The sequence below is a fragment of the Mesorhizobium xinjiangense genome (assembly GCF_009749525.1).
Taxonomy (GTDB): Bacteria; Pseudomonadota; Alphaproteobacteria; order Rhizobiales; family Rhizobiaceae; genus Mangrovimarina; species Mangrovimarina xinjiangensis.
In genome coordinates, this window is the sequence record NZ_WOAC01000030.1 from 17,151 (window position 1) to 39,242 (window position 22,092).

Annotated in this window: 18 protein-coding genes; 3 read left to right on the forward strand and 15 right to left on the reverse strand. The window is 59.4% G+C overall.

Annotation, left to right across the window (positions count from 1 at the left end; genetic code table 11):
- Window positions 1-344 precede the first annotated feature (344 nt).
- From GM909_RS23080 to GM909_RS23105, 6 genes are read right to left on the reverse strand one after another with little or no spacing between them, the layout of a single operon-like run.
- Window positions 345-1,277 (reverse strand): lytic transglycosylase domain-containing protein, encoded by a 933-nt coding sequence (locus GM909_RS23080; RefSeq protein ID WP_157019571.1) that lies wholly within the window; start codon window positions 1,275-1,277, stop codon window positions 345-347.
- A complete protein-coding gene (locus GM909_RS23085) occupies window positions 1,274-1,609 on the reverse strand; it encodes a DUF736 domain-containing protein (protein WP_039191259.1) in 336 nt (111 codons plus the stop codon). Before GM909_RS23085 ends, GM909_RS23080 begins: the two co-directional genes overlap by 4 nt.
- A gap of 35 nt (window positions 1,610-1,644) precedes the next feature.
- Complete coding sequence (locus tag GM909_RS23090) at window positions 1,645-2,190, reverse strand: S26 family signal peptidase (protein ID WP_157019572.1); 546 nt, start codon at window positions 2,188-2,190, stop codon at window positions 1,645-1,647.
- Window positions 2,187-2,705 (reverse strand): DUF2840 domain-containing protein, encoded by a 519-nt coding sequence (locus GM909_RS23095; RefSeq protein ID WP_157019573.1) that lies wholly within the window; start codon window positions 2,703-2,705, stop codon window positions 2,187-2,189. The genes GM909_RS23090 and GM909_RS23095 overlap by 4 nt, the downstream gene beginning before the upstream one ends.
- Window positions 2,706-2,763: 58 nt before the next feature.
- On the reverse strand, window positions 2,764-3,840 hold the full coding sequence (locus tag GM909_RS23100) for a replication initiator protein A (protein WP_157019574.1): 1,077 nt from the start codon (window positions 3,838-3,840) through the stop codon (window positions 2,764-2,766).
- On the reverse strand, window positions 3,841-4,110 hold the full coding sequence (locus tag GM909_RS23105; protein ID WP_036284017.1) for a helix-turn-helix transcriptional regulator: 270 nt from the start codon (window positions 4,108-4,110) through the stop codon (window positions 3,841-3,843).
- Between the two features lie 462 nt (window positions 4,111-4,572).
- Here GM909_RS23105 and GM909_RS23110 point away from each other — a divergent pair, with 462 nt between their 5' ends.
- Complete coding sequence (locus GM909_RS23110) at window positions 4,573-4,860, forward strand: DNA -binding domain-containing protein (protein WP_157019575.1); 288 nt, start codon at window positions 4,573-4,575, stop codon at window positions 4,858-4,860.
- Between the two features lie 17 nt (window positions 4,861-4,877).
- On the opposite strand, the gene GM909_RS23115 is transcribed toward GM909_RS23110, so the two are convergent.
- From GM909_RS23115 to GM909_RS23145, 7 genes are all read right to left on the reverse strand, one after another.
- The gene (locus tag GM909_RS23115; protein WP_157019576.1) at window positions 4,878-5,399 is read right to left on the reverse strand and encodes a DUF2285 domain-containing protein; all 522 of its coding nucleotides are present in this window, start codon (window positions 5,397-5,399) and stop codon (window positions 4,878-4,880) included.
- A 46-nt stretch (window positions 5,400-5,445) separates the two neighbouring features.
- Window positions 5,446-5,661: a transcriptional regulator domain-containing protein gene (locus GM909_RS23120; protein ID WP_157019577.1), complete on the reverse strand. Its 216-nt coding sequence runs from the start codon at window positions 5,659-5,661 to the stop codon at window positions 5,446-5,448.
- Between the two features lie 191 nt (window positions 5,662-5,852).
- Window positions 5,853-6,380 (reverse strand): antirestriction protein ArdA, encoded by a 528-nt coding sequence (locus GM909_RS23125; protein ID WP_157019578.1) that lies wholly within the window; start codon window positions 6,378-6,380, stop codon window positions 5,853-5,855.
- A gap of 247 nt (window positions 6,381-6,627) precedes the next feature.
- Window positions 6,628-8,502, reverse strand: a complete 1,875-nt coding sequence (locus GM909_RS23130) for a UvrD-helicase domain-containing protein (protein ID WP_235912036.1) — start codon at window positions 8,500-8,502, stop codon at window positions 6,628-6,630.
- A gap of 49 nt (window positions 8,503-8,551) precedes the next feature.
- Window positions 8,552-10,846 (reverse strand): ATP-dependent nuclease, encoded by a 2,295-nt coding sequence (locus GM909_RS23135; protein WP_157019579.1) that lies wholly within the window; start codon window positions 10,844-10,846, stop codon window positions 8,552-8,554.
- Between the two features lie 108 nt (window positions 10,847-10,954).
- Window positions 10,955-12,532: a reverse transcriptase domain-containing protein gene (locus GM909_RS23140; RefSeq protein WP_235912038.1), complete on the reverse strand. Its 1,578-nt coding sequence runs from the start codon at window positions 12,530-12,532 to the stop codon at window positions 10,955-10,957.
- A gap of 429 nt (window positions 12,533-12,961) precedes the next feature.
- Window positions 12,962-13,963, reverse strand: a complete 1,002-nt coding sequence (locus GM909_RS23145) for a hypothetical protein (protein WP_157019580.1) — start codon at window positions 13,961-13,963, stop codon at window positions 12,962-12,964.
- A 235-nt stretch (window positions 13,964-14,198) separates the two neighbouring features.
- Here GM909_RS23145 and GM909_RS23150 point away from each other — a divergent pair, with 235 nt between their 5' ends.
- Window positions 14,199-14,684 carry a hypothetical protein gene (locus GM909_RS23150; RefSeq protein WP_157019581.1) on the forward strand — a complete coding sequence of 162 codons (486 nt, stop codon included), beginning with the start codon at window positions 14,199-14,201 and terminating at the stop codon, window positions 14,682-14,684.
- Between the two features lie 106 nt (window positions 14,685-14,790).
- The gene (locus GM909_RS23155) at window positions 14,791-19,185 is read left to right on the forward strand and encodes a P-loop NTPase family protein (protein ID WP_157019582.1); all 4,395 of its coding nucleotides are present in this window, start codon (window positions 14,791-14,793) and stop codon (window positions 19,183-19,185) included.
- A gap of 23 nt (window positions 19,186-19,208) precedes the next feature.
- Here the strand turns inward: GM909_RS23155 and GM909_RS23160 are convergent, their stop codons facing one another.
- Complete coding sequence (locus GM909_RS23160) at window positions 19,209-20,579, reverse strand: hypothetical protein (protein ID WP_157019583.1); 1,371 nt, start codon at window positions 20,577-20,579, stop codon at window positions 19,209-19,211.
- Window positions 20,580-21,236: 657 nt separating this feature from the next.
- Window positions 21,237-21,992 carry a type 1 glutamine amidotransferase domain-containing protein gene (locus GM909_RS23165; protein WP_157019584.1) on the reverse strand — a complete coding sequence of 252 codons (756 nt, stop codon included), beginning with the start codon at window positions 21,990-21,992 and terminating at the stop codon, window positions 21,237-21,239.
- Window positions 21,993-22,092 lie beyond the last annotated feature (100 nt).

Consider the following 22,092-nt stretch of genomic DNA (forward strand, 5'->3'; position numbering starts at 1 on the left):
GACGGAAGCGGTTTTCGTCGTCGGCGCTCAAGGGCGCGACTCCAGCCCAAACCGCCGGAAAACGGCCGATCTGCGCCTATGGTGCCGCTCGAAACCCTGCAAAGCCAAGGCTTTGCACGAAATCGCGGCACGCGGCCCCTCAAAACCATGGTGCCGGAACCGGCAACCTAACCAGTGTGCAGACAACAATAATTTCCAGAAGCGGCCCGATAGGGTGCCGTCTTCTTTAATCTTGCCCTCCGCCCTTTCTGTCTTTTCTGCCCCTCCTGCCGGGAATCCTGCCGGGCGCAAACCTGCCCGACCGGATGCCGAAACCAGCGCCGCCGAGCGCGGGAACGCCGCCCTCATGGCGTTCCCCCGTCGCTGGCGCTCGCCACGAAAATGCTGCCGTCCTGCGGCTCCGCACGGGCGGGGTCGCGCGCCGGAACGGCAGCGCGGCCGTCGCCTGTTTGCACCTCGGACGGCGGCGCGGCGGCAGCCCGCGTGTCGGCCGGACGCATGACGAATAGTGGTGCCTCGCGCCAATCGGGCGGCGGTGCCGGTTGCGGGGACGGCGCATCCGATGGAGCCGCGCCGCCAAGGATCGGGGCGAGCGCGGCGACATAGGCGCGTGTCTCGGCGGGCAGTGGGCGGCCCGTCGCGCGGTGCTCGTCATAGCGACCGGGGCCGGCGTTATAGGCCGCAAGCATCGCGCCGACATTGCCGTAGCGGTCGAACATCTCGCGCAGATAGGCCGTGCCTGCGAGGATGTTGTCGCGCGGGTCGTAGGGATCGCGGCCGAGGCCATGGCGGACGCGCAGGCCCGCCCATGTGTCGGGCATCACCTGCATCAATCCCATCGCCCCGGCCGACGAAATCGCGCGCACGTCGCCCGCGCTCTCGGCGCGCAGCACCGCGACGATCCAATGCTCGGGGATGCCGAACCGCTGCGACGCCTCGGCGATGTGCGCCGCATAAGGATGGGCGGCGACCGGGCGCTCGACCGACGCGGATTGCGCGACAGCGACGCCCGATCCGATGCAGACGGAAAGCGCCCCCGCCAGCAGCAGGACGGCATAATGCCATGCCGGCCTGTCTCCGCTTCGCCGCCAGTCTGCCAGCGTGCTCGCTGCGGTCAAGGGCAAGGCGCAAGCGCCGGCCGATGGCCGCCCCTGACCTTCGCTGCGCGCGCCGGCCGTCTGGTCGCCGAGCGGGACGAAGGGATGAGACGGCTTTTCCGCGAACAAAGGGATGCCGGTCTTTGACCGGATGGCGGGCCGGACTCGCGCGACCGTCATTCCTCATCCTCGATCTTCCGGGCGTGCTTCCAACGCAGGGTCCAGACCGAAGGATCGTCGTTGGACTGGAACAGTTTGGCGCGGATCGGGGACGGGAAGATTGGCCCCTCCAATCGCATCGACAGGAACTCGCCAGCGTTCTCGCTGGAGTCTTTCCATGCGGGGCCGGCGTCCGGGCCGTCCTCGCTATCGAGGTGCACGCGATAGTCGGGCGCGTTCTTCATGTCGCTCGGCTTGGCCGGGACGATGAACAGCTTTTCGTGGAGGCCGAACGAATGAAGCTCCCCCGCATAGCCGGTTTCGGTGCGGGTGAAGGTGCCTATCTCTGCCATGGGAAATCTCCTGCGTTTGGTTTTCGGGGGTGGTTTCAGTGCGTCGGCGCGCGCCACTCGTAGCGGCCGACGCCTTCCTCATCGGTCCAGAGCGGGACCGCTCGGCCGATGACGGAAGCTGCGGGGATGGGTCCGAAGTAGCGGCCGTCGAGGCTGTCGCGGACCTCCCAATTCATGAGGAAAAGCTGGCCGTCGCCGATGACGCGGCAGCCCTGCCAGATGGGCAAATCGCGGCCGAGGCTGTCGCGCTCCAGCGCCTCGCCCATCTCGATCCCGTCAACCGTGATCGTGCGGCCGGCGCGGCAAACGCGCTGTCCGGGCAGGCCCAAGACGCGCTTCAACAGCGGGACGCCTCGCGCGATATAGCCGCGCTCGACCATGAAGCCGACGAGCGGTTCGGGCGGCATGATGGCGACCAGCTCGGGCACGTCGATCCGGTCGGCCGGCTCGACGGTGTAGAAGCCGACTGGCGCGCTGGCGGTGGCGTTCCATATGAGTTTCGTCGGCGTCTCGACCGCGCTTGCAGCAGCGATGCCGATGACGGCGAGCGCCGTCACCGTGAGGGTGCGGCGGCGCGTCATGGGTCGATCCTTCGGCGATGAAGCCAAGCGGCATGTCGCTCGGGGGTGTAGGCGTGCGGCTCCAGATTGGCGGTCAAACGGTTATGGACGTGCCGCCAATGCTCCGGCGAGGCGTCGGCCGGATCGAGGCCGAGCGCATCCACGGCGTCGATAGCGACAAGCGCGCGCTGCACCTTGGGCCAGCTATCGAGGCGCAACAGGATTTCGCCGCCGGGGCGCACGAACGGCAATGTCTGGAACGGCTCGCCGCGACCGATGGCCCGCATGATGTCGATGCGCGAAACGACAGTGCCGTGCTCGCCCTTCGCCCATCGCACGAAGGCAAAGACGCTGCCCGGCGCGAAGCCGACGACACTCCGGCGACGGTCGATGATCTGCTCGTAGCTCTTGCGGCCGAAGCGTATCCAGTGCTCGACCTTGCGTTTCTCGAAGGTCAGCTCGACCAGTGTTGTGAAAGGCGCAGGCCCGTCCGGCAGCGGACGGCCGTGCGCGCTGCGGTGGGCGCGACGGGTCATTGTTCGTCTCCGGTGATGTGCTGGGGGCTGCGCAGGCGCAGCGCGTCGGGCGCGGCCGTCATGGCTCGCCCCTTCGGGCAGAACCGGCACCACGCTTCGCCTGCGCGCGCGTCAAAGAAAAAGAGTTAGATTCTCTGTTAGATAAGTTAGCGGTCGGATTCCGCTTTTCAGGCCAAAGCGTTAGCTGCGGTTCGTGCGCCTGATCTGCCGATAGTGGTGCGCCCGATGTGCCGATACCCCGTGCGCCTGATCTGCCGATGGCATTAACAGGGTTATCAACAGTGCCTGTTGACAGGTTTTCGGGGCGGATGCGTAGCATCTCGCGGCCGTCTTCCCGCTCGATCTGGAGCAGGTAGCCGGGGAGTTGTTGGCGGGCCGCGATCCGGCGCAGGTCGAGCGCGAAGTCGGACGGCCGCGCGAGGCTGCCGGATTTCTGATGAAGGTGCGCGACCTCGAAAATCCAGCCGTGGCGCTGGTGGCCGGCGTGTTTTCTGGCGACGCGGTAAAGCCATCGTTCGATGCCGCCAGTCAGCCGGAAATAGGCCGGGTCGATGGTCAGGACCAGCGAACGGTCGATGACGCTGTTATAGAACCATTCGGGCAGGACGAACTCCATGCCCTCGACGCGGCCGGCGCGCGTCGTCATTTCCTCCCACTCGTTGATCCACGAGAATTGCCGGCGACGCCAATGCGGGCCATTGCGGATGGTGGTGGCAATGACGGTCGATTGCAGCCGCGCCAGCGCGGCTTTCAGAAGCCGGTATTGGTGATTGCCGGTCGGCCGCCCGATGGCGCGCAACAGATGGTAAGGCGTAAACCGGACAAAGCGCGACGTGGTGAGGCCGTTATTCTCGGCCGCGACGATCTGCGAGGCCGCCCATATCAGCACATCGGCGTCCCATATGGTCGCCATCCCGTGCTCGGGCATCCCGAACACCTGCACCTCTATGTCGGCGGCCTTGTAGAGAATCGGCTTTGTGCGCGGGGTCTTCGCCAGCGAGAAGAATGGCCGCTCCATCAAGTCGCGCTGGTCGCGCGGCGGCGCGTCGCCCGTTGCGACCACGAAGGGGTCTAGGCGGCTGCGCTCGCTGTCCTCGGTCGGCTGCGCGGGGGCATGATCGTCCTCGCGCAGCATCTAGCACTCGTCCCGTTCTTCGGGCGTGAGCGGACGCGCGGGAAAGACCGTGCCGGCGGTCTTGTCGCGGGTGGATTTGCGCTCGCCCGCCGCGCTCCAGTCTTCCAGATCGCGGACGGTGTAGAGGACGCGACCGCCGACTTTGCGATAGGTCGGCCCGGTGCCATAGGTGCGATGCTTCTCAAGGGTGCGGATGGATATGCCGAGGAAGCGCGCGGCTTCCTTGGTGCGCAACAGGCGCGGCGGCAGGCCCGCAAGTGGGTTGGGCATGGATCACCTCCAGTCGGGATTGGGCTGCCGGGGACGGCAGCGGACTGTGGCGAACGATGGCGAGGGATCGGCGGCGCGTAGCGTGCCGCATTTGCGCCTATGCGCTGGCGGCACCCCCCTTCGGGGCGGTGCGTTGCTAATAGTTGAGGGATTTCAGCGGCTCGCTGCCTGCTGCGCCGAATAGGCGAAGACATTCACGGCCGGTTCGGATAGAAACGTAGACGGAGCAGACGCGCTGCTCTGGGGCGTAGTAACCCCTGACTAGCGGTTGGTGCCGGCCGTGACGGCACCACCATCCTCGAACCTTATGGTCGGGGAGCTCATGGCGTATGTCCAGGGCTTCTCGCCTAAAGGTCATGGGGCCGTCTAGTCACGGTTACTAACTCCCCGATCACCAGGTAGAGGGGCCAATTGCGGGGGCGCACCGCAAGCAAGGCTCTCTGGAACCTAGGGGGAATGGCTATGCGGGTTCCCGTCGAACTCGATCCCGATGTAGATGACGAAGCGCCGACCGGCGACACCATAACCGTCTATGACGAACGGCATTACGTCACCTATCTGCGTTTGCTGGATGCGAAGGCCGAGGGCGCGGACTGGAAGGAAGTCGCGCAGATCGTGTTGCACCGTGATCCGGTCGCCGATGAACTTCGCACCCGCCGTTGCTGGCAAAGCCATCTCGAACGCGCACAATGGCTGTCGCGTGGGGGCTATCGGAAGATTCTGGAGCAGGCGTCAGCCAACAAGGAGTGAGGGTCACGCTAGCACGGTTAACGTTTGCTGGGTTTGATCGGATAATGGAGCAGTAGGCGATAGCCCCCGCGCATCATTTTGATGCCGTGCGCGACCAGGCGGCGCGCTTTGTTCTTGCGCGGATCGTTCTCAAAGTCTTCCTTGGTGCCGCGAAAGGCAAGCAAGACTTCGGCGATGGTGCGATAGCTCTCGCCATGCAGCCGAGCGTCGAGCGCGCGCAGGGATAGGATATGCCATTGCCGGAGTTGGGCGGGGACCGCTCGAAAATCGGAACCGGGTGCGCGGCCGTTGAGGGATCGCCAGAAGCGGCGCGCCGCGTGCGTGCGCAGCTCCAGAAATGAATCCATGGGCAGCGTCACGGCATAGAAAGCGTCGGCATCCGGCGCAGCCTCGGGCAGCCAGAATTGGTGCGCGACGCCATCCACCTGCCAGATGCCGTGCCAGCCATCGTCGGCGCGGCGCAGGTCAAGGCCGTCGAGATGCGCCAGCGTCAATATTGGTTCGGTGTCGTCGTCCTTGTGATCGACGGGCGACAACATCACGGCTTGCGGTTGAAGGCGCGGACTCCAGATCGGCGATTGCTGGTCATGCGGCGCTTCGGGGTCGCACGGGAAATCGCAAACCCCAGCGATGCGCGAACGCTTCAAGGTCGCGGGTGGCCGTCCCTTCGGTCAATGCGACGGTCTGGCAGTCCTGACGATATTCGTCGTTGCGGCGCAAATATTCCCAAGCGAAACCAGCGGCAGGGATGTGCTTTGTGTGCCCGTATGCCGCCGGTGATCGCCAATCGATGCTGAGCATGGCGTCACCTCCCCAAGCCGGGATGCTGGGCAGCGCCCGGCAAGAAGAGGTTCAATCATCACTGGAAATATAGAAGCCGCTCAAAGCAGATACCTTGAGCGGCTAACCCGATCATTTTAGGTATTTGGGCTTGGCGACAGCCGGTGATTCCGCGACGCGTGCCCGTATGAGCACGAACAGGCAGTCATGTTTCACCTGTTGGAAAACACATGCACCTCACCGTCCGCAGTTTCGATGGTGAACAGGTCGCCGCCAATCTCAGCGTCGCGCGCCATCGCCTGCCAATCGACATAGTAGCGTAGTGCCTCGGGGATCGTGACGCTCTCGGTGATCAATTCCTCCATGTAGTCGGCGAGGCTGGCGAACTGACCATGATAGCAATCCTGCAAGGCGGTTTCGGCTTGGTCCATGTCGCCGCTGAACTGCTCCAACAGGCCCGCGCCTAGTGCGCCGTGTTCTGCGATGAAGGCGGCCATCCGCGCCACGCTGTCGATGCCCGCATATTCGGAGATGCTGACGCCCTCGAAGCCCTCATAGTCATGAATGGCGTACTCCTCCGCTTCCTCGACCGGAGAACGGGCAAGCATCGCGGCAATCTCGTCCCTGATCTGGTCCGCGTCCTGATCCGCGTCGATCCAAGCTCCATGCAGAAAACCGTTATTGTAAGCTGCAAGGCAGGCGACATAAATGCGGGGGCTGCTGTCGGATACGTTGGTCATATCTCTGATCCTCGGGTCTGAAGGTCAGCGAAGCGGAACGCCGCGCCTGACCTTCTGGCCGTCGCCGAGACCGGGTGTGCAAACGGAGTGAGGCTTCGCGGGGAACCGGCTGCACGGAGCGCGGCACGCACGTAGGAAGCTGGGCGGAAGCCTCTCGAAGTGCGCCGAGGGCGGAGCCCTAAGTTCTATGAAAGGGGATAATTCAGTATTACGCTCGCAGGCTCATCTGGCTTGGCTCTCGATTCAGTCAAGCGAGCGCATCCTGCGAGAGAATATCCGCTTCTGGAAATAGTCCGAGCCCGCGAATATGCGCAATCGCCGCTGCGGGATCAGCGACGAAAAGGATAACGACCAAGTCTTGCCGCGCGCGTGTGCAGCAAACGTAGAAAAGTCTCCGCGTCCGCTCGACGCCTGTTTCGCCACCGTCCTGCAAAGTCTTTTTGTCTCGCGCAGAAAGCTCTTTCAATCCGAGGTATTTCTCGTAGGAGAATTGAAAGTGCGTGCCTTCCTCGTCATCGAGGACGACGAGCACACGATCGAACTCGGCCCCCTTCACGCCTTGCTGCGTGGAAAAAGGCGATTCGTCGTTAACGTAAGCCTGGTATGGTCGAAGCTGCTTAGCCGGACAGGCTAGGAACGCGGCCATTGAATTGATCTCGTTTGAAAGGCCTTCCTCGCCTTCGTCTACGTTGTCATCGGCCTCGACTTCGGCCTCGTTCACAGCAACATCCTCAAGGTACGCGGACAGGCGCGGGTCGAACTCTACCAAGCGACTTTCCTTGGCAAGAGTCAGCACGTCACGAATGGTAGCCTGCGACTGAGGTCCCATCAGCTCACCGACCTGATTGCTCACCGCCTGAAGTTCATTGAGCCTCTCGGCGATGTTCACGCCTTGGAGGTTGGCCTTTTCTAGCAACGGTGAATGGAGCCGAAGCAGCCGCATCGTCTCGAAGTCTCGCCCGTCCCGAACAGCCTCCGCAAGCGGCAGTAGAAACGACACCAACGGGCGCAGCGGCCAGGCGGACGCGTCCAGAAAGCCATTCTTGAAGGCCTCAGGCGCCTTATCGTTGAGCGCCGCATACAGATCGCCGAACCCCAATCGCTTCGCTGCCATGCGATGCACGATCACCAACATTTTAACCGGGTCGTTCTCGTCGGCGGGCTGCCACAACTCGTCATCGTTTGCGTTCGCAATCCACGCCCGAACCTGCGCCACGCGTTCGTCGCGATGAGCATCTGTCGGCAAGACAAACAATCGCGCCGTTCCGATCACCGGCACTTCCTGATCACCGTTTTTTTTCTTTCGGCCACCAATCTGAACCAGATCGTCACCTTCACGCCGAATGGCGTTTGCGAGATTCAATATCGAGGTGGGCGAACGGAAATTTTCCGGCTTGGGGATCGCCCGCCAATCGTCGGGTTTGGGAACTGTGCCGATGCCGGTGGGATAGATGCGCTGCATCGGATCGCCGAAGAACCCGAGGCAGAAGCGGGCCTGCTCCTGCTGCTGGACCGCCATCAACGCTTCGACAATAATGGGAAAGGTATCTTGGCTCTCATCCACGAAAACAAACGGAAATTGTTGTGCGACGAGAGTTCGGAAAAGCGGCCGTTGAATCATCAACTGCGAAGCCATTTTGATAATGTCATCGTGGCCGAGGATACCTTTGGCGTAGTCAGTTCCTGTTCCATAAGTGAAGCTGCGAACTTGAGTGATAGCCTCACGCTGCTGCTCGTAGCGCGTTATATCGTGGGCGTTCTTGTCTCGCGTTTTCTGCTGAACGCGTGGGCCAAAATTGGCGGCATCGTGCTGTAATTCTGTGATCCGCTCGTCGATCCTGTTTGCAACCCAAGCGGCGATATCTTGTTGGAAGCCGCGTGCGATCGACCAAAGAAAACTATGAATCGTGGAGACGTGGACGAGAGGATTGTTTCCCACGTCAGCCCAAATCTCTCCGGCGGCGATCTCTGTATAGGTTATGCAGGCCACGCGCTGCCTGCGTAGTCGCAAACGCTCGCCATGGATGGCAAGGATCGAGGCGAGCCCCTTGATCAGCGAAGTGGTTTTACCCGACCCCGCGCCGGCGACCATGTTAAAACTGGTCGGCGGCTGAGATTCCAAGCACAGCCGAAGATCTACGTCGGCCTGTGTGTCAGGCTGTTGAGCGCGGCTACTCACCGACTACACCACCTTCCAGTTCGGCCTCAACTTCGAGATCGACCTGCGCCTTAAGCCAAACCAGACCGTCACGGATGTACGTCGGAACCTGCCACTCTTCCGGGCGGGCCGTAAGTACGCCAAGCGCGAACTTGGTCTTGTCGAATTTATCGCCGCTGACCCTCTTGTGAAGGCCGGCTGCCAACGCCGCCGGGTCCGCTAGTGCACCACGGAGGCGTAGACCCAATTTCCTCTGCTCCGCGCTCTGGCACCATTCGGCGTTTTCCAACCCGAACGCTTCTTCCAACGTCCGACCTGCCAGCTCTACGTTCTGACCATTCCATGCGACTGGAACGGGCGTCTGATATGCCACGCGGACACGGGGCGTCACATCCGCCGGCGTTTCTTTCTCTTGCTCCGGTGCTGCGAAAAGCTCGTCGATCGACAGCTTGGCCGGAAGCCATTTCACGAGAGTCTGGTTGGAGGTGACTGCCCCGGCTACACCGGGCAAGCACTTTTTTCCGTAACGACGGGCGGGGGCAGGATCGGCGGCATCGCCAGCTTGGGCGGCCGGAGCATCACCACCGAGTAGTTCATCGACATCGTTGGCAGCGTCCACCTCAAGGGCCTCGACTTCGATCTCCAGCTCGTCATCGTCGTCATCATCGCCGTCATGATCAGCAGGCAACAAGGTAACACTGTCTACGTCGGTGATGATCAGCGTGACGATCCCGAGGAATTCGATCAGCGATTTGAATTTATGGCCGAAGGCACCGCCCACCTCCAGAATGCAAATGCAGGAGGATCGCAGCGATGTCGCCGCCTTTGATATCATGATCGGGAGCAGCAATCGCTCGACATTGCCCTCCACGAGCACAGCGGCGTCAGAGAAGAACAAATCGCAGTGGGTGAGTTTGAGATACCTTTGCAGGAAATCGCGGTGTTCGGTTTCCTGCGCATAGAACGCGGAGAGGTTGAGCACTTCAGTGACTTGATCGTTTCCAACCAAATCGCGCCGGAAGTAGCGGATCGGCTGAAAGCCCCGCTCGTACAGGATGTGCGGCGAGTGGGTCGTAATGACCGCTTGTGTGGCGAATGATCCTCCCGCTTCGCCCGGAATGACGAGCAAGTCGAGTATGTTGCGAATGAAAACCTGCTGGAGCTGCGCGTGAAGGTGTGCTTCTGGCTCCTCGATGAATATGAGATGGAGAGGCGCACGCTTCTCCTCTTCAGCTTTCCAGCGCTCCTGAAGGTCGAGCACTTCGACCACCATATAGATCAGGTTTTTGAAGCCGAGGCCATTGTAGGTGTCGGGCAGCATGATTGTCTGCGCGGCTTCGCCCACGATGTAGTGGACGCGCGCATCCTGTGTCATGATGGACGCGGGGTTCAGGGCTGACTTGATTTCTAGCCTTGGGTTATTGAGGCCGGGATAACCCAAACGCCCCAACCGCTCCAATGTGCCTTTGAAAACTTCCGCGAGATGCTTGTCGAGGCCCACCTCAGAATCGAACAGCGCTTTGAGCGCCTGATGATCGTCCTGACGTTGATCGAGATTGCGTTGATAGAAACGGCTCAGACGCTTCGACAAATCCTCCGAACGGCCGCTTCCGGAAGCAGTTGAAGGGTCCGCGAGGTGCCGCTGTGCATTGAGAAAATCTACCTTGATAAGTGATTTTAGTACAGCGCTGCCGCCGGGCTCGTTACCCAACGGCAGCGGCTGATATCCCTCCACCGCCTGAAACTTCGCATCAAATTGCCTGTGGTCGAGGACGTAATATCGCAACTCATACTCGTGTCTCAGTTCTTTAAGCAGGTAAGCCGATAGCGATTTTGGCCAAGGCACATAATCGCCTGCGCCGCCGACCAGCGCCGCCGCTTTGGCCCGACCATCGTCGCGAGCGGTGCGATAACGCTGGATCAATTCGGTGATGTTTCTGGGCGCGAGTTCAACGCGGATGCCAACAAGCGTCCCAACCCAAGATGTCGAAGGCAGAATGGGGATGACAAGATAAAGGTCTTCGGCTCCCACCTCGAACCAAAGATCGAGTGAGACGGTTGGGAACTCAGCCTCGGCGACCTGCCCCTCTCGTTCGCCAATCTCATCGAGCAGCGGCCAAGCGTGCGAGCTAAAATCGTACAGTGAGAAGGAATCTTTACCGCCCGCGAGGAACATCTGCATCGCCTGCGTCGCGGAGGTTTTTCCGCTATTATTCGCCCCAACGAAAATGGAGATGTCGGACGCAAGCTCGACATGCACGTCCCGAAGCCGTCGGAAATTTCTCAGTCGATAGGAATGTAGGTGCATCGTTCCCCCCCGCTACGAAGACTATCGGTTACCTCCCTGCCTGTGAATATTAAATAGACACCGTTTCGGTGGTGAGCATCGAACGCTTTCCCCTTGTCCACCTCGAAGTTATTCAGCGAGCCAATCGTTCAGCATCTCAATCAGGATAGCGAAGTCACGACCTTCACCGGGGCCACCTTTATGAATGATTCCCGCGACCGCATCGTTATGGTCTAGGAGGGGGCCGCCGGACATTCCTTGCGACAGCTTCTGTGTCACCTCGATCAGCTTGACACCATGTTTGACAGGCAGCGAACTCACCTTCCCGTCCCGGACATTTAGCCTATCGCCTGGGCCAAAGCTTGGATATCCGACAGCAACCAGCCCTTCACCGACCACGACGGAATGGTTCGACTGCTCAAGTTCGAAATACTCGGTAGGCGGGATTGCATGTTCGAGAATAGCAAGGTCACGAGGCTCGTCGCGCTTGAGTACTTTCGCCTTGAAGGCATTAGACGGCTTGCTCGGATGGTAGACCTCGACTTCTTCCACGCCCGCGACGCAATGGGCAGCAGTGACTAAGCCGACATCCTTGAGGAAGAAGGCGCTTCCCTGAGCCATATCGCCCTCGAAATGCTCGACAACCCATACAGCCCTGTCGCGGACCTCAGCCGCAGTCGGTGTCACCTCGATCTTACGCTCTGGGAAACTAGTGTTGAATCGAACTGCGATCGATCGAAATACAGGATCAGATTGGCCCCGGATGTGGCGGAGCCAAGTGATCTTTCCCTCAAGATGTTTACCTAGATCAGATGTACCGCCATGACTACTCTCAAATTTCTTCTGCGCAGTTTTCTTTCCTAGATTCTCCACTGAATAGATTGCCGCGCGAATATTCCGGACATAGCGTCGATCAACATTGAGAAGTTCGTTAATCTTGAGTCCCGTAACTGTTCGACGCGAGTGCTGGTCGGCATAGTGTGCTTTGTCGTGGTTTATCGCAAATCCGTTGGTAACGATGATATTGCGGAAAGCCGGCTTAAGCTGATCGGGCGCAAAATGTCCCGAGGGTGGGACCGCCTCGAACAGCGCCGTCATTGGCTGGTGGCTCGAAAGCGTGATGTCGTCCGCGTAGCGCGTATAGATACACCGCGACGCCTTCGCGAAAGCGAGTAGCTCCTTATCTAAGCGAAAGCAGATCATGTTGGAGAGGACGGGACTCGTCGGCGCGCCTTGCGGCAAGTGAGAGTTGTGACAGCACAGTCGGCCAATGATGCTCGCCACCCGGCTGTCGATGCCAAGTGATTCGAGGACGCCGGTGACCCGATTTTCGGTGATCGACGGAAAGAAGTCCTTCAGGTCGATGTTGAGCACAAAGCGCTTGCGCAGATGCGCTAACGCATTGGTTTTCACGGATTTTCCAGCGACAAAGCCATGGACGGGATTCCGGACGCGATAGAGATGGTAAAGCAGCGCCGCGATCTTCCGCTGAAGGTATTTGAGGCGCTTGTCGGGCGCGTTGATGATTCTGGACTTGCCGTTCCCCTTAGCGATCTCGAATTGGTGGTACATGCGACCACGAAACCACCAGATCTTTTTCAGTTCTTTGGCCGACACGCCTAGGTAGGCAAGAAGCGCCGCCTCACTAGCCAGTTCGGGAGGAATTGCGACCCGGACGACGGGGATACCAAAAAAGGACGGCGGCACGAGGTCTCCCTTCCAATCACGCCATGTGTCGCATTGTCGATATGGCGCGCACGATATGTGCAGACATTAGCTCTTACGCCGCAGTTACTACAGCGCGTATGCGAGGGGAGACCTCGTGAAGCAAATCTATCAACTCGCGGAGGAGTCATCTAGACTATATGTTCGCGCCGATCGACGATTTCCGCGTGTTAGACTCTGTTCCTAGGTATCGTCTTGGAGGGCTATGGCGTAGGTGTAGTTCTCCGTTTCGTCGGCTTCGGCCCGCCAAACACCGCCGATTACCGCACAAATTGCCGAGCTATCTCTTTCATTATCAAACGGATAGCGTCTTTCAGGTGGTTGTCGTACGCGCAGGGGTTCTCGCGCGCCCTACCAGTCGGCATAGCCGTTCGCTTTCCTCGCTGGGAAACCACAACTCTGACCCGGCGGCTACGTCACCGGTGGCGGGGTCACTTCGGTCACGCCGTCGAAGTGGAAAACTACGCTCGGCTCGCCTTTCTCGGGCGCTGGTGAAGCGAGGCTTTTCGTCCAGAAGCGGGTGGGGCCGCGCACCCTGCCTTTCTCCAAAAACGCGAAGACGGGAACGGGCGGCAGGCTGATCGTGTTCTTGCTGAGGCGTTTGTCTTCCTGAGGAGCGGGAACAACAACTTGGAAGGTCATGTTGCCGAACGCCAGTACCATTACATACATTGGCCCGGCTTGGTCGCCCGGTTTTCGCCGCAACAGCATAACGCGCGTGTGCGCAATGGGCATGGGGCCGGGGGTCCAACTGCGTATGCAGCTGTAATTCGTTCCGTCGTTGATCTGGTGTGTTGCAATGTCCGGTTCGCGCAGCCAGCGCAAGGCTTCTGGAACCTTCTCGATATCGCTTTCGTCCATGAGGGTGAGGGCAATTTTCACAAGCGCCTTGTATGCGCCGAGCGGACGATAGGCGTGCGGGGAGATCGTGACCGTCAGTGTTTTCTTGTTGTGGTCAATTGCGGTGATGGGGTCGCCTTCGTGCTCCTGTATGAGGAAACCGCGAGAACCCATGTCGATGCGCGACTTCTTCTGACCGGTCTTGGCGGAAGGAACGCCGCCTTTGCCCAGAACCTGGCCTGCGGACCGTTCCAGCAGCGTCATCTTGCCGAGGTCATCCTCGAAAGTTGCGAAACGGGCGTTGCATTCATCGCACTCATAAAGGCTCACCAACGTGCCGTTGCCTGCGAGCTCAGGCACGGCGTGCGCTTCCTTGCGGAACGTGACGGCCGGTGCGGATCGGGAACAGAAGCGGCAGATTTTAGGCTCGTGACCCAAAATCTCGTTGTGCCCGCGCGCGGCTATCACGCGGTTGATGGCGATGTCGTAGTGGTCGGTGTAGTACGCTATGCCTTGTACCGTCATTTTAAGGTTCATCGGCGTGAGACCGGGGAAGTGCGCTTCAACAGGCATTAATCATCTTCCGTTTCTTCCTTATCTCTACGACAGTGCTGGCGGCATCCGCTAACCTATCAGTATAACTGCCGATAGCACGCCACAGCCCATTTCGCTCTTCCTTGCCCGTGAGGTGATTTTCGGGCGGATGTGTAATGGCCGCATTCAAGTTGGCAAACTGCGATAGCTGCCATGGTGGGCAACCGACTGCGAAGATGGGCGCATCGAAAGCTAGTCTACTGGAGAGATGACCATGACCCTGCGCGTATGCACCGCAACTGAAATGACGGCTGGTGAGAGGCAGGAGTTCATCGCCTTTGTCCTAAAGGGCGCTCAGGTGAACGAACATACGCTTCCCGACCTTGTAGATCGGGCAGTCGCGTTGGTGACGCTCCACGACGGAGAAACCCTGATCGGAACCGCCGCCGTCAAGATTCCAAACGTCGGTCACCATTACGGCGATTTTACCAAGGCAGGTGTAAAGGAGCGCGCCGCCGAGTTCCCGTTCGAACTTGGCTGGGTTCATTCATCTCGAAGCGGTAACGGAAACGGGCGCAAGCTGGTGGCAGCGGCTGTCGAGGCGGTTGGCAGCCGGAGCGTTTATGCCACAACCAAGACCGGTCAGATGAAGCACATGTTGCCCGACTACGGCTTTGTGGTTCTCGGCCAACCCTTTCGGTCGACACAACACCCGGATGCAAAACTCAGCCTGTTTGTTCGGTCTTTACCCTCGGCGTGAGGGGGTAGAGGCACCACTCTTCTATTCTTGCTCTCCGATGACGATAAATGAGATAGCCTGAGGTCGGCGTTGTCATTATGTTCTGGCTGAGGAAGAGAAGAGCTGCATGGCAAGAGCACCTGATACCAACGACATTGAACGCAGCTTTCAGGATATACCTGAGGACAAGACCACGGAGGCCGAGCAAACCGCCTTCCTGATGGACTTAGGCTGGCATAAGGGCTTGAGTTGGGATGACCTGCTGAAGTCGAGGCGCGTTCTTATTATTTCTGAGGCAGGTGCAGGCAAAACCTATGAGTGCCGCGCGCAGCAGCAGTCGCTATGGACAGCCGGCGAGCCCGCTTTTTATGTAGAGTTGGCCGACCTCGCGCGCAGTAACCTGCGTGATTTACTGTCGCATGAGGAAGAAACTCAGTTCGATGCATGGCGCACTGCGCAATCCGATGTTGCGACCTTCTTTCTCGATTCCGTCGATGAGCTGAAACTCAGTCTTGGCTCGTTCGAGCAGGCGCTGAAGCGCTTGGCGAAGGCGGTAGCCGGACAACTCGGCCGGGTCCGCGTGATTATCACTTCCCGACCTATTCCCGTTGATGAGCAACTTTTCCGCCAAATCCTACCGGTGCCGGATGAGGCCGACGAAGTGGCGACCAGCGAAGAGTTCGCTAATATCGCGATGGCACGTCGACCGCAGAAATCATCCGATGAACAAACTGCGCGGGATTGGCGCAACGTTGCATTGCTGCCCTTGTCTAGTGCCCAAATTAAGCAAATGGCGAGCAAGGAAGGCGTGGATGATCCAGATACGCTGCTCGCCGATATCCGGCAGCGTAACGCCGAGGAATTTGTACGCCGACCGCAGGACCTGATCGAGCTATGTGCTGATTGGCGCGAACATCGTCGCGTTCGTTCGCATCGCGATCAGGTGTCGAGTAACATCGCCGTAAAGTTGAAGCCACGTGAGAACGGTAGGGAAAATACGGCTTTGTCTCCCGAAGAGGCATCGGAAGGTGCCCAACGCTTGGCGCTGGCGGCCACCCTTAGCCGCAAGCTCACCTTGCGCCATAGCGCCGAGGCTGACCGCGATGGCGATCCGACCGAAGCGCCGCTTGATCCTTCAAATATTCTTCACGATTGGACGCAGGGCGAACGCACGACCCTGTTGGAACGGTCGCTTTTCGGCTTTGCTTCCTACGGCCGAGTGCGCTTCCACCACCGCTCGGTGATCGAGCATTTGGCGGCTGAGCACCTTCTCGCGCTACGCAAGAAGGGTATGCCGGTCAGATCGATCAAGCGCATCTTGTTTACAACAACGGCGCAGGGGGAAGCAGTGGTCAAGCCGTCACTGCGTCCGGTCGCTGCTTGGATAGCGCTGCGCGACGATGCCATTTTCGAAGAAGTGCTGCGGCGCGAGCCGGATGTCCTCCTGAATTTTGGCGACCCCGAGTCGCTTTCATTACTGCAACGGCAACGAGCCCTACGCGCCTATGTCGAGCGTCATAGCGCGGGCGGATGGCGTGGATTGCGCGTGCCAAGCATCCAACTTCACCGCTTTGCGGCGGCCGACTTGGGGCCGGAGGTCAAGCGCCTGTGGAAGGGCGGCATCGAGAACCACGAAATCCGCGAAATTCTGTTGAATCTGATCGGTCTTGGGAAGATGACCGATTGCGCAGATATTGCCTATAGCGTCGCAGTCGATGCTTCTGCCCCCTATGGCGAACGGATTGATGCGTTGGATGCGCTCATCCAACTAGACGATCCTCGCCTTGCTGCGATCAGCACGAGCTTGGCTGATGACGCGGCGCTTTGGCCGAACCGCCTCGCACGTGCTGCACTGCTGCGGCTGTTCCCAGTCCACCTGCCCGTGGAACTCCTTTGCAAAGCGCTCGCACAAATCACGGAAAAGAAGCGCTCGGCTGGCGACATTTCATGGAATCTCCCGCGCTTGATCGAGCATGTCGATCTATCACCGGATATGTTTAACGCACTGCGTCATGGGCTTACCGAACTGGCGGTGGAAGGCATCGCCTGGAACGAAAAGCACTGGCCGCATCTCGCCAGCAAACGACAATTTCTCTTACCGGCTCTGGCCGCGACCTGCTTCCGTCAGATTCAAAATGGCGTCACCACGCCAGAAGTAATGCGTTCAACCGCGATTGCGTTACGGCTGGCAGAACGCGAGTACGACCACACCGAGCCCGCCAAACAATTGACTGCGGCACTCCCTGGCTTGCCGCCAGATGCCCGGCGCCTCATGTTCGAGGCCGAAGACGCATTCCTGCAAACGTATCATCCGCTGACGGACCCCTTCAAACGCTATGCTCGCTTGGCTTTTCACGGGGCGGCGATGCATCTAGGTGCCATTGATGCAGATTGGGTGCTTGCATCGCTTGCCGATCGCGGCCGCAACGCTGACGCCCGCGCGATGATGCTCGAAGCGGCGATCCGCATCCGCGACGACAATGTTGAATGGACCGATCATCTGTCAGCGTTGAAACCGCATGTTGCCGATCTGCCGGAACTGCTTGAACGCCTTGACCAGCTTGCCCAGCCGCAAAAAACAAGCCCCGAGGAGCAGCGCTGGCAACGACAAGATGCCAAACGACAGAAGCACGAAGAACGCCGCGACGCGAAAGCCCACGCCAGTTGGGCGATGTTCTGGCGCGAAATTATCAATGATCCTGACGCGGTGTTTGCCACCGATCGTTCTGAGAACACGGCTTGGAACCTCTGGCGGGCAATGGAACGCAGCGGTGAGGAAAGCCGGGCGTCAGGCTGGAACCGGCGCTTTATCGAGCGACACTTTGGCAAGGAGGTGGCCAACCGGTTGCGCCTCGCGGTCATGGCATTTTGGCGCAAGGACCGCCCGACCCTGCGAAGCGAGCGCCCGGAGGAAGAAAAAGGCACTTATCTGACCCGGTGGCAGCTTGGTTTAGCGGGGATCGCCGCCGAGGCCGAGGATCCCCAATGGGCTGAAAAACTCAGTGAAGAAGAAGCGAAACTAGCGCTCCGCTACGTTTCCATTGAGTTGAATGGCTTTCCGGTTTGGCTTGAAGGATTTGCCGCCGTGCATCCGGCAGCGGTTGACGCCGTGCTGGGAGCGGAATTGACAGCGGAGCTCGATGAACCAGCCATCGTCCATTCCGGCATGCTGCAAGATATTCGGTATGGAACCCCCACTGTAGCGCGTCTTTTCGTGCCGCGCCTGCGTGCCTGGTTGGATACGGGAAAATGGCGGCTTGGCCACAATGAGGATGAGACGGCCCGCGCGAACCGGCTTCGCCAAGTAGTTCAAATCCTCGTGCAACATGGCGGCGCCAGCACCATCGCGCATATACACGCGCTCGCGAAATCTGAACTGGCAGAAGGTGCGAAAGATGCAGTGAGCAGCATCTGGCTCCCGGTCCTGATGCGTCTCGATCCGGCCGACGGCATTGATGCGCTTGAGAGGACCATACAGCCGCATCCTCCGGCAAAATTCGGTCCAGCGACAGATTGGTTCAGTTCTCTCTTCGGCGACCGGCACGGCGATGGTGAAACCTACCTCTCGGCGGCCGGCTTCACCCCAGAATTGCTGCTGAGGCTCGCACGCCTTGCGTACCATTATATCCGTCGGTGCGACGATATGGTGCGTGAGGAAGGTAGCTTTTCTCCCAACGCACGGGATCATGCAGAACGTGGCCGAAGCAATATTATCAACGCGCTTCTATCGACCACCGGAGCCGAAGGCTGGGCCATCAAACTCAGATTGGCCGATGATCCGCTCTTTGCCGATTTCAAAGACCGGGCGTTGGCAATGGCCCGCGAGCGGGCGGCCGAAGAAGCGGATGCAGCCGCCTTCGCCGAGGCCGATATCGTGGCGCTCGACCGATATGGCGAACTTCCGCCGCTGACGCGCGATGAGATGTTCGTGCTTATGACTGACCGGCTGGACGACATCGACGACGCCTTGCTGCGTGACGACTCACCGCGTGCGGCCTGGGCACTCATCGACGATGAGAAAATCATGCGTCAGCAGATCGCACGCGAGCTTCGCACCAGCGCCAATGCCGCTTACACGGTCGATCAGGAAGCGGTGACGGCAGATGAGAAAGAAACCGACATCCGCCTTCGCTCTACCGGTTCAGAGCATGAGGCGATTATTGAATTGAAGATCGGCGAGAAAGACCGCTCTGCTGCCGACCTGAAAGCCACAATCAAAGACCAACTCGTCGCCAAATACATGGCAGCGGAAAATAGCCGCGCTGGCTGCCTGCTAGTGACCATTAAATCTCCCCGCACATGGCTGCACCCGGAAACCGGCGCGGCATTAGACCTAGCCGGGCTCATCGCCATGTTGAATGAGGAAGCCGCACGGATTGAGCAAGAAATGGGAGGTAACCTACGGTTGACGGCGCGGGGTCTCGACCTTCAACCGCGTCTGTCAACTGAACGCACAAAGTCACGCGGACGTCAGCGAAAAGCTTCGTCCGAGCAAAAGCCGGAAGAAGCAGTCGCCGAGTGAGTGGGTTTCACCAACAGTGCAGATCACACACCCAAATTGTCTCCTTGATGTTTGGGATGCTGAATAGTCAAATTCCGGACATAGCCGCCGAGGTGAGCGTCTCCCCAATCTGACCGGTTCAGCGATACCCGCATTCCGTCGACTATCCAGGTTTCCGGTTCGGAGGCATGAGCGCGGGCGTAGATCGTCGTCGCCCGTTCAGCGTCGAACGCCTTCGTGAGCAGGGTCAGCGCGCGTTCATCGAAGGCGCGCTGCGCTTCCCTCGTGTCGTTTTGGTTCGAGCCATCGAGTGCCAGTCGAAGCCGCGTCACGGCGCGCTCGTTACCGGTGAGGTAATAGGAAATTCGATCGGCCAGCACTTTGTCGTTCAGCTTTACTGACGGAATGTGTGCGAACCACTCGTACTGCGTGCGGTGATAGTCGTCGGTGACCAGGCCGTATTCTTCAAGGAATAGCCGCGCCGCGTAGGGCGACCAGCCTTCAGCGCGCATAACGGTGGGCGGATTCTTTTCTATTTTGATGCGTCGTCTGATTTCCCAGATGGCCTCTTTAACGCCCTGCTTGTCGGCGATGTCGCGCCCACGAATATCTCGTGCGAGGCGCTTTACTCCGTCGATATTCCAGCCAAACGCAAACAGAGCGCGCCATCGCGCATAGCGTACGATGGGGGCCTGCTTTGGTCTCACCTGTAAATGGATGAAGGCTTCCTCGTAGGTCATATACACGGCGAGTAGAAAAATGAATGGAATGAACATTAGCCAGAGCAGCAAGGGCAGCCCGAATTCGCGCAGTGTGTTCAATGACCAGAATTCGGAAATGCTAGTGGCAACCAACCAATAGCTAAAGCCGAGGATAGCGAGGCCCGCCAGAATCTGGAGCCCGCGCAGCAGGCCGAGCACTCGGGGGATGCCGGGTTTGTCAGTTTGATGTTCGCCGACCGCTATAAGGAGAGCGAGAAGCACAAGTGCCGGAAGCATGAGCAGTTCGACCCAAAGTGGAAAGCTCACCAGCTCGGCGATGAACAGAATGACGGCAGATAGAGTGAACGCATCGCGCACCAGCTTACGTAGCACATGCGGTTTGTCCTTAAGTCGCTGGGCTTCAAAGATGCTGGTGAAACCGACCGTCAACCACCATAGCAGGGTGGATTTGAGATTGGGCCAGTCCCATAGATTCAACCATGCGAGCAGCCAGACACAAGCCGCCACGTAGAAGGACATGAGCAGCCAGATCAGTGCGAGCTTCGGCATAAAGAAGACGCGCACGACATTAAAGGCTAGAGGGCGTCCCTTTTTCCACAGGAGCACAGCGGCCAGTAGCAGGCCTAGATAAACAAGAGCGGCAATCTCACGATTGCTCAGGTCGAATCCGAAGCTGGCCGATGTGAAGGACATATCTTTTTAGATAGCACCTAACGTTCGACGGCAATCGCTCACTCGAACATGAGAACCCTCATACGGCTCATCGCTCCCAAGTTGTTTGCCCCGACGTGCGGTACGCGGGACGCGCAGCACGGCTTTAGATGTCATTTTGGAGGGCTATAGCGTAGACGTAGTTCTCGGTTTCATCGGCTTCGGCCCGGCAGGTATCGTGGTGCCACCTGCCGGAACGGGAGGGATTCGAACGCAAGGGATCGCTCCTCTTTTGACGTAAGCGAAGAAAACTCATGAGCAGTAAGTTCGCATCCAGAGCCACGACCTCAGGCATCCCAACGAAAGCGTGCCTTAGAGGGCTATAGAGTAGATGTAGTTGTCATCTTCACCCGGTGCGGTGCGCCAAATACCGTCGATTGCCCTCCACAATACGCTGTAGCCGCCGAACGTACACCTATGCATAGAATGAAGGACAGTCGGTGCGCGAGATGGCGTAGAAACGACGGCGTTCGGCGGTGAAAAAGTTCGAATCGCTTACGGTCGAACTACGCATTTGGCTGTCCCTGACGTCGGAAATCTATGTGGCATCGCCCCATCAGCACGCTGTCTGAGGTAGCTAAATGTGTGAACGGGGCGGATCCAGGCGCCGACACCAATTCGCCGCTCGTGTAATCATCACTATTCGTCGAGTGCCTCCAGCACGAGTTCCGCCGTAAGCGCGCTGCTGTACTGCTGCTGGCCGGTGATGAGACGCCCGTCGCGAATGGCAAACGGTTCATTGGCGCCACGGCACAGGAAGCTGGTGCCCTTGATGCCAGCGGCCTCGCTCTGGATGGTGTAGTCGTTGAGCGTCATGCCGAAGGCGGCGTTGACCTGCTCTTCCTCCTCGTCGGTGAAGCCGGTCCATTTCTTGCCGTCAGCGAGCAGCTTTCCGTTGGACAGGCGCGTCCACAATAGAAGACCGGACCCGTGGCAGATCAGCGTGACGATCTTGCCCTTCTCATAGAAGGACGCGATCAGCTCATGCAGCGCTATATCATCCTTGAAGGTCAGCAGCGGACCGCCGCCGCCCGCCACCCACACCGCGTCATACTCGTCCACCGACACGGCGCTGATCGGCAGGGTGTTCTTCAGCATCGCCCCAAACTTCGCATGATGGACGAAGCCCAGGCTGATCAGATCGTCGGCATAGGCGCCGTCCGGCGTGCGTGGATCGCTGTGGGTGTCGAACATCACCTCGCCGCCCTTCGGCGAGGCGAGATCGACCTGATGTCCAGCCTCGGTGAACATCAGGAAGGCGCGCGTCATTTCCTCGGCGAAGAAGCCGACCGGAAAGCCCTTGAGCTCCGTCGTGTTGGAAACAATCGACAGGATGCGGCGTGGCTTGCGCTTAACGCCGATGCGGGTATCGATTTTCAGGTCTGATGCTGGCATTTGAAAGGGCCTTTTCTTGTTTCGTTTTGCAGGATGGCCGGAGAGCGCCTTGCCGTGGTCATGGTTGCGGCGCGCGGGAAGCGCCCATAAGCGTCGCACG

Bases quoted from the DNA above. Each gene is read 5' to 3' on its own strand.
- GM909_RS23120 (WP_157019577.1), bottom strand. From the start codon at position 5,661: ATGCTCAGCATCGATTGGCGATCACCGGCGGCATACGGGCACACAAAG.
- GM909_RS23110 (WP_157019575.1), top strand. From the start codon at position 4,573: ATGCGGGTTCCCGTCGAACTCGATCCCGATGTAGATGACGAAGCGCCG.
- GM909_RS23115 (WP_157019576.1), bottom strand. From the start codon at position 5,399: ATGTTGTCGCCCGTCGATCACAAGGACGACGACACCGAACCAATATTG.
- GM909_RS23145 (WP_157019580.1), bottom strand. From the start codon at position 13,963: ATGCCTGTTGAAGCGCACTTCCCCGGTCTCACGCCGATGAACCTTAAA.
- GM909_RS23100 (WP_157019574.1), bottom strand. From the start codon at position 3,840: ATGCTGCGCGAGGACGATCATGCCCCCGCGCAGCCGACCGAGGACAGC.
- GM909_RS23165 (WP_157019584.1), bottom strand. From the start codon at position 21,992: ATGCCAGCATCAGACCTGAAAATCGATACCCGCATCGGCGTTAAGCGC.
- GM909_RS23095 (WP_157019573.1), bottom strand. From the start codon at position 2,705: ATGACCCGTCGCGCCCACCGCAGCGCGCACGGCCGTCCGCTGCCGGAC.
- GM909_RS23085 (WP_039191259.1), bottom strand. From the start codon at position 1,609: ATGGCAGAGATAGGCACCTTCACCCGCACCGAAACCGGCTATGCGGGG.
- GM909_RS23155 (WP_157019582.1), top strand. From the start codon at position 14,791: ATGGCAAGAGCACCTGATACCAACGACATTGAACGCAGCTTTCAGGAT.
- GM909_RS23135 (WP_157019579.1), bottom strand. From the start codon at position 10,846: ATGCACCTACATTCCTATCGACTGAGAAATTTCCGACGGCTTCGGGAC.
- GM909_RS23160 (WP_157019583.1), bottom strand. From the start codon at position 20,579: ATGTCCTTCACATCGGCCAGCTTCGGATTCGACCTGAGCAATCGTGAG.
- GM909_RS23150 (WP_157019581.1), top strand. From the start codon at position 14,199: ATGACCCTGCGCGTATGCACCGCAACTGAAATGACGGCTGGTGAGAGG.
- GM909_RS23090 (WP_157019572.1), bottom strand. From the start codon at position 2,190: ATGACGCGCCGCCGCACCCTCACGGTGACGGCGCTCGCCGTCATCGGC.
- GM909_RS23080 (WP_157019571.1), bottom strand. From the start codon at position 1,277: ATGACGGTCGCGCGAGTCCGGCCCGCCATCCGGTCAAAGACCGGCATC.
- GM909_RS23105 (WP_036284017.1), bottom strand. From the start codon at position 4,110: ATGCCCAACCCACTTGCGGGCCTGCCGCCGCGCCTGTTGCGCACCAAG.
- GM909_RS23125 (WP_157019578.1), bottom strand. From the start codon at position 6,380: ATGACCAACGTATCCGACAGCAGCCCCCGCATTTATGTCGCCTGCCTT.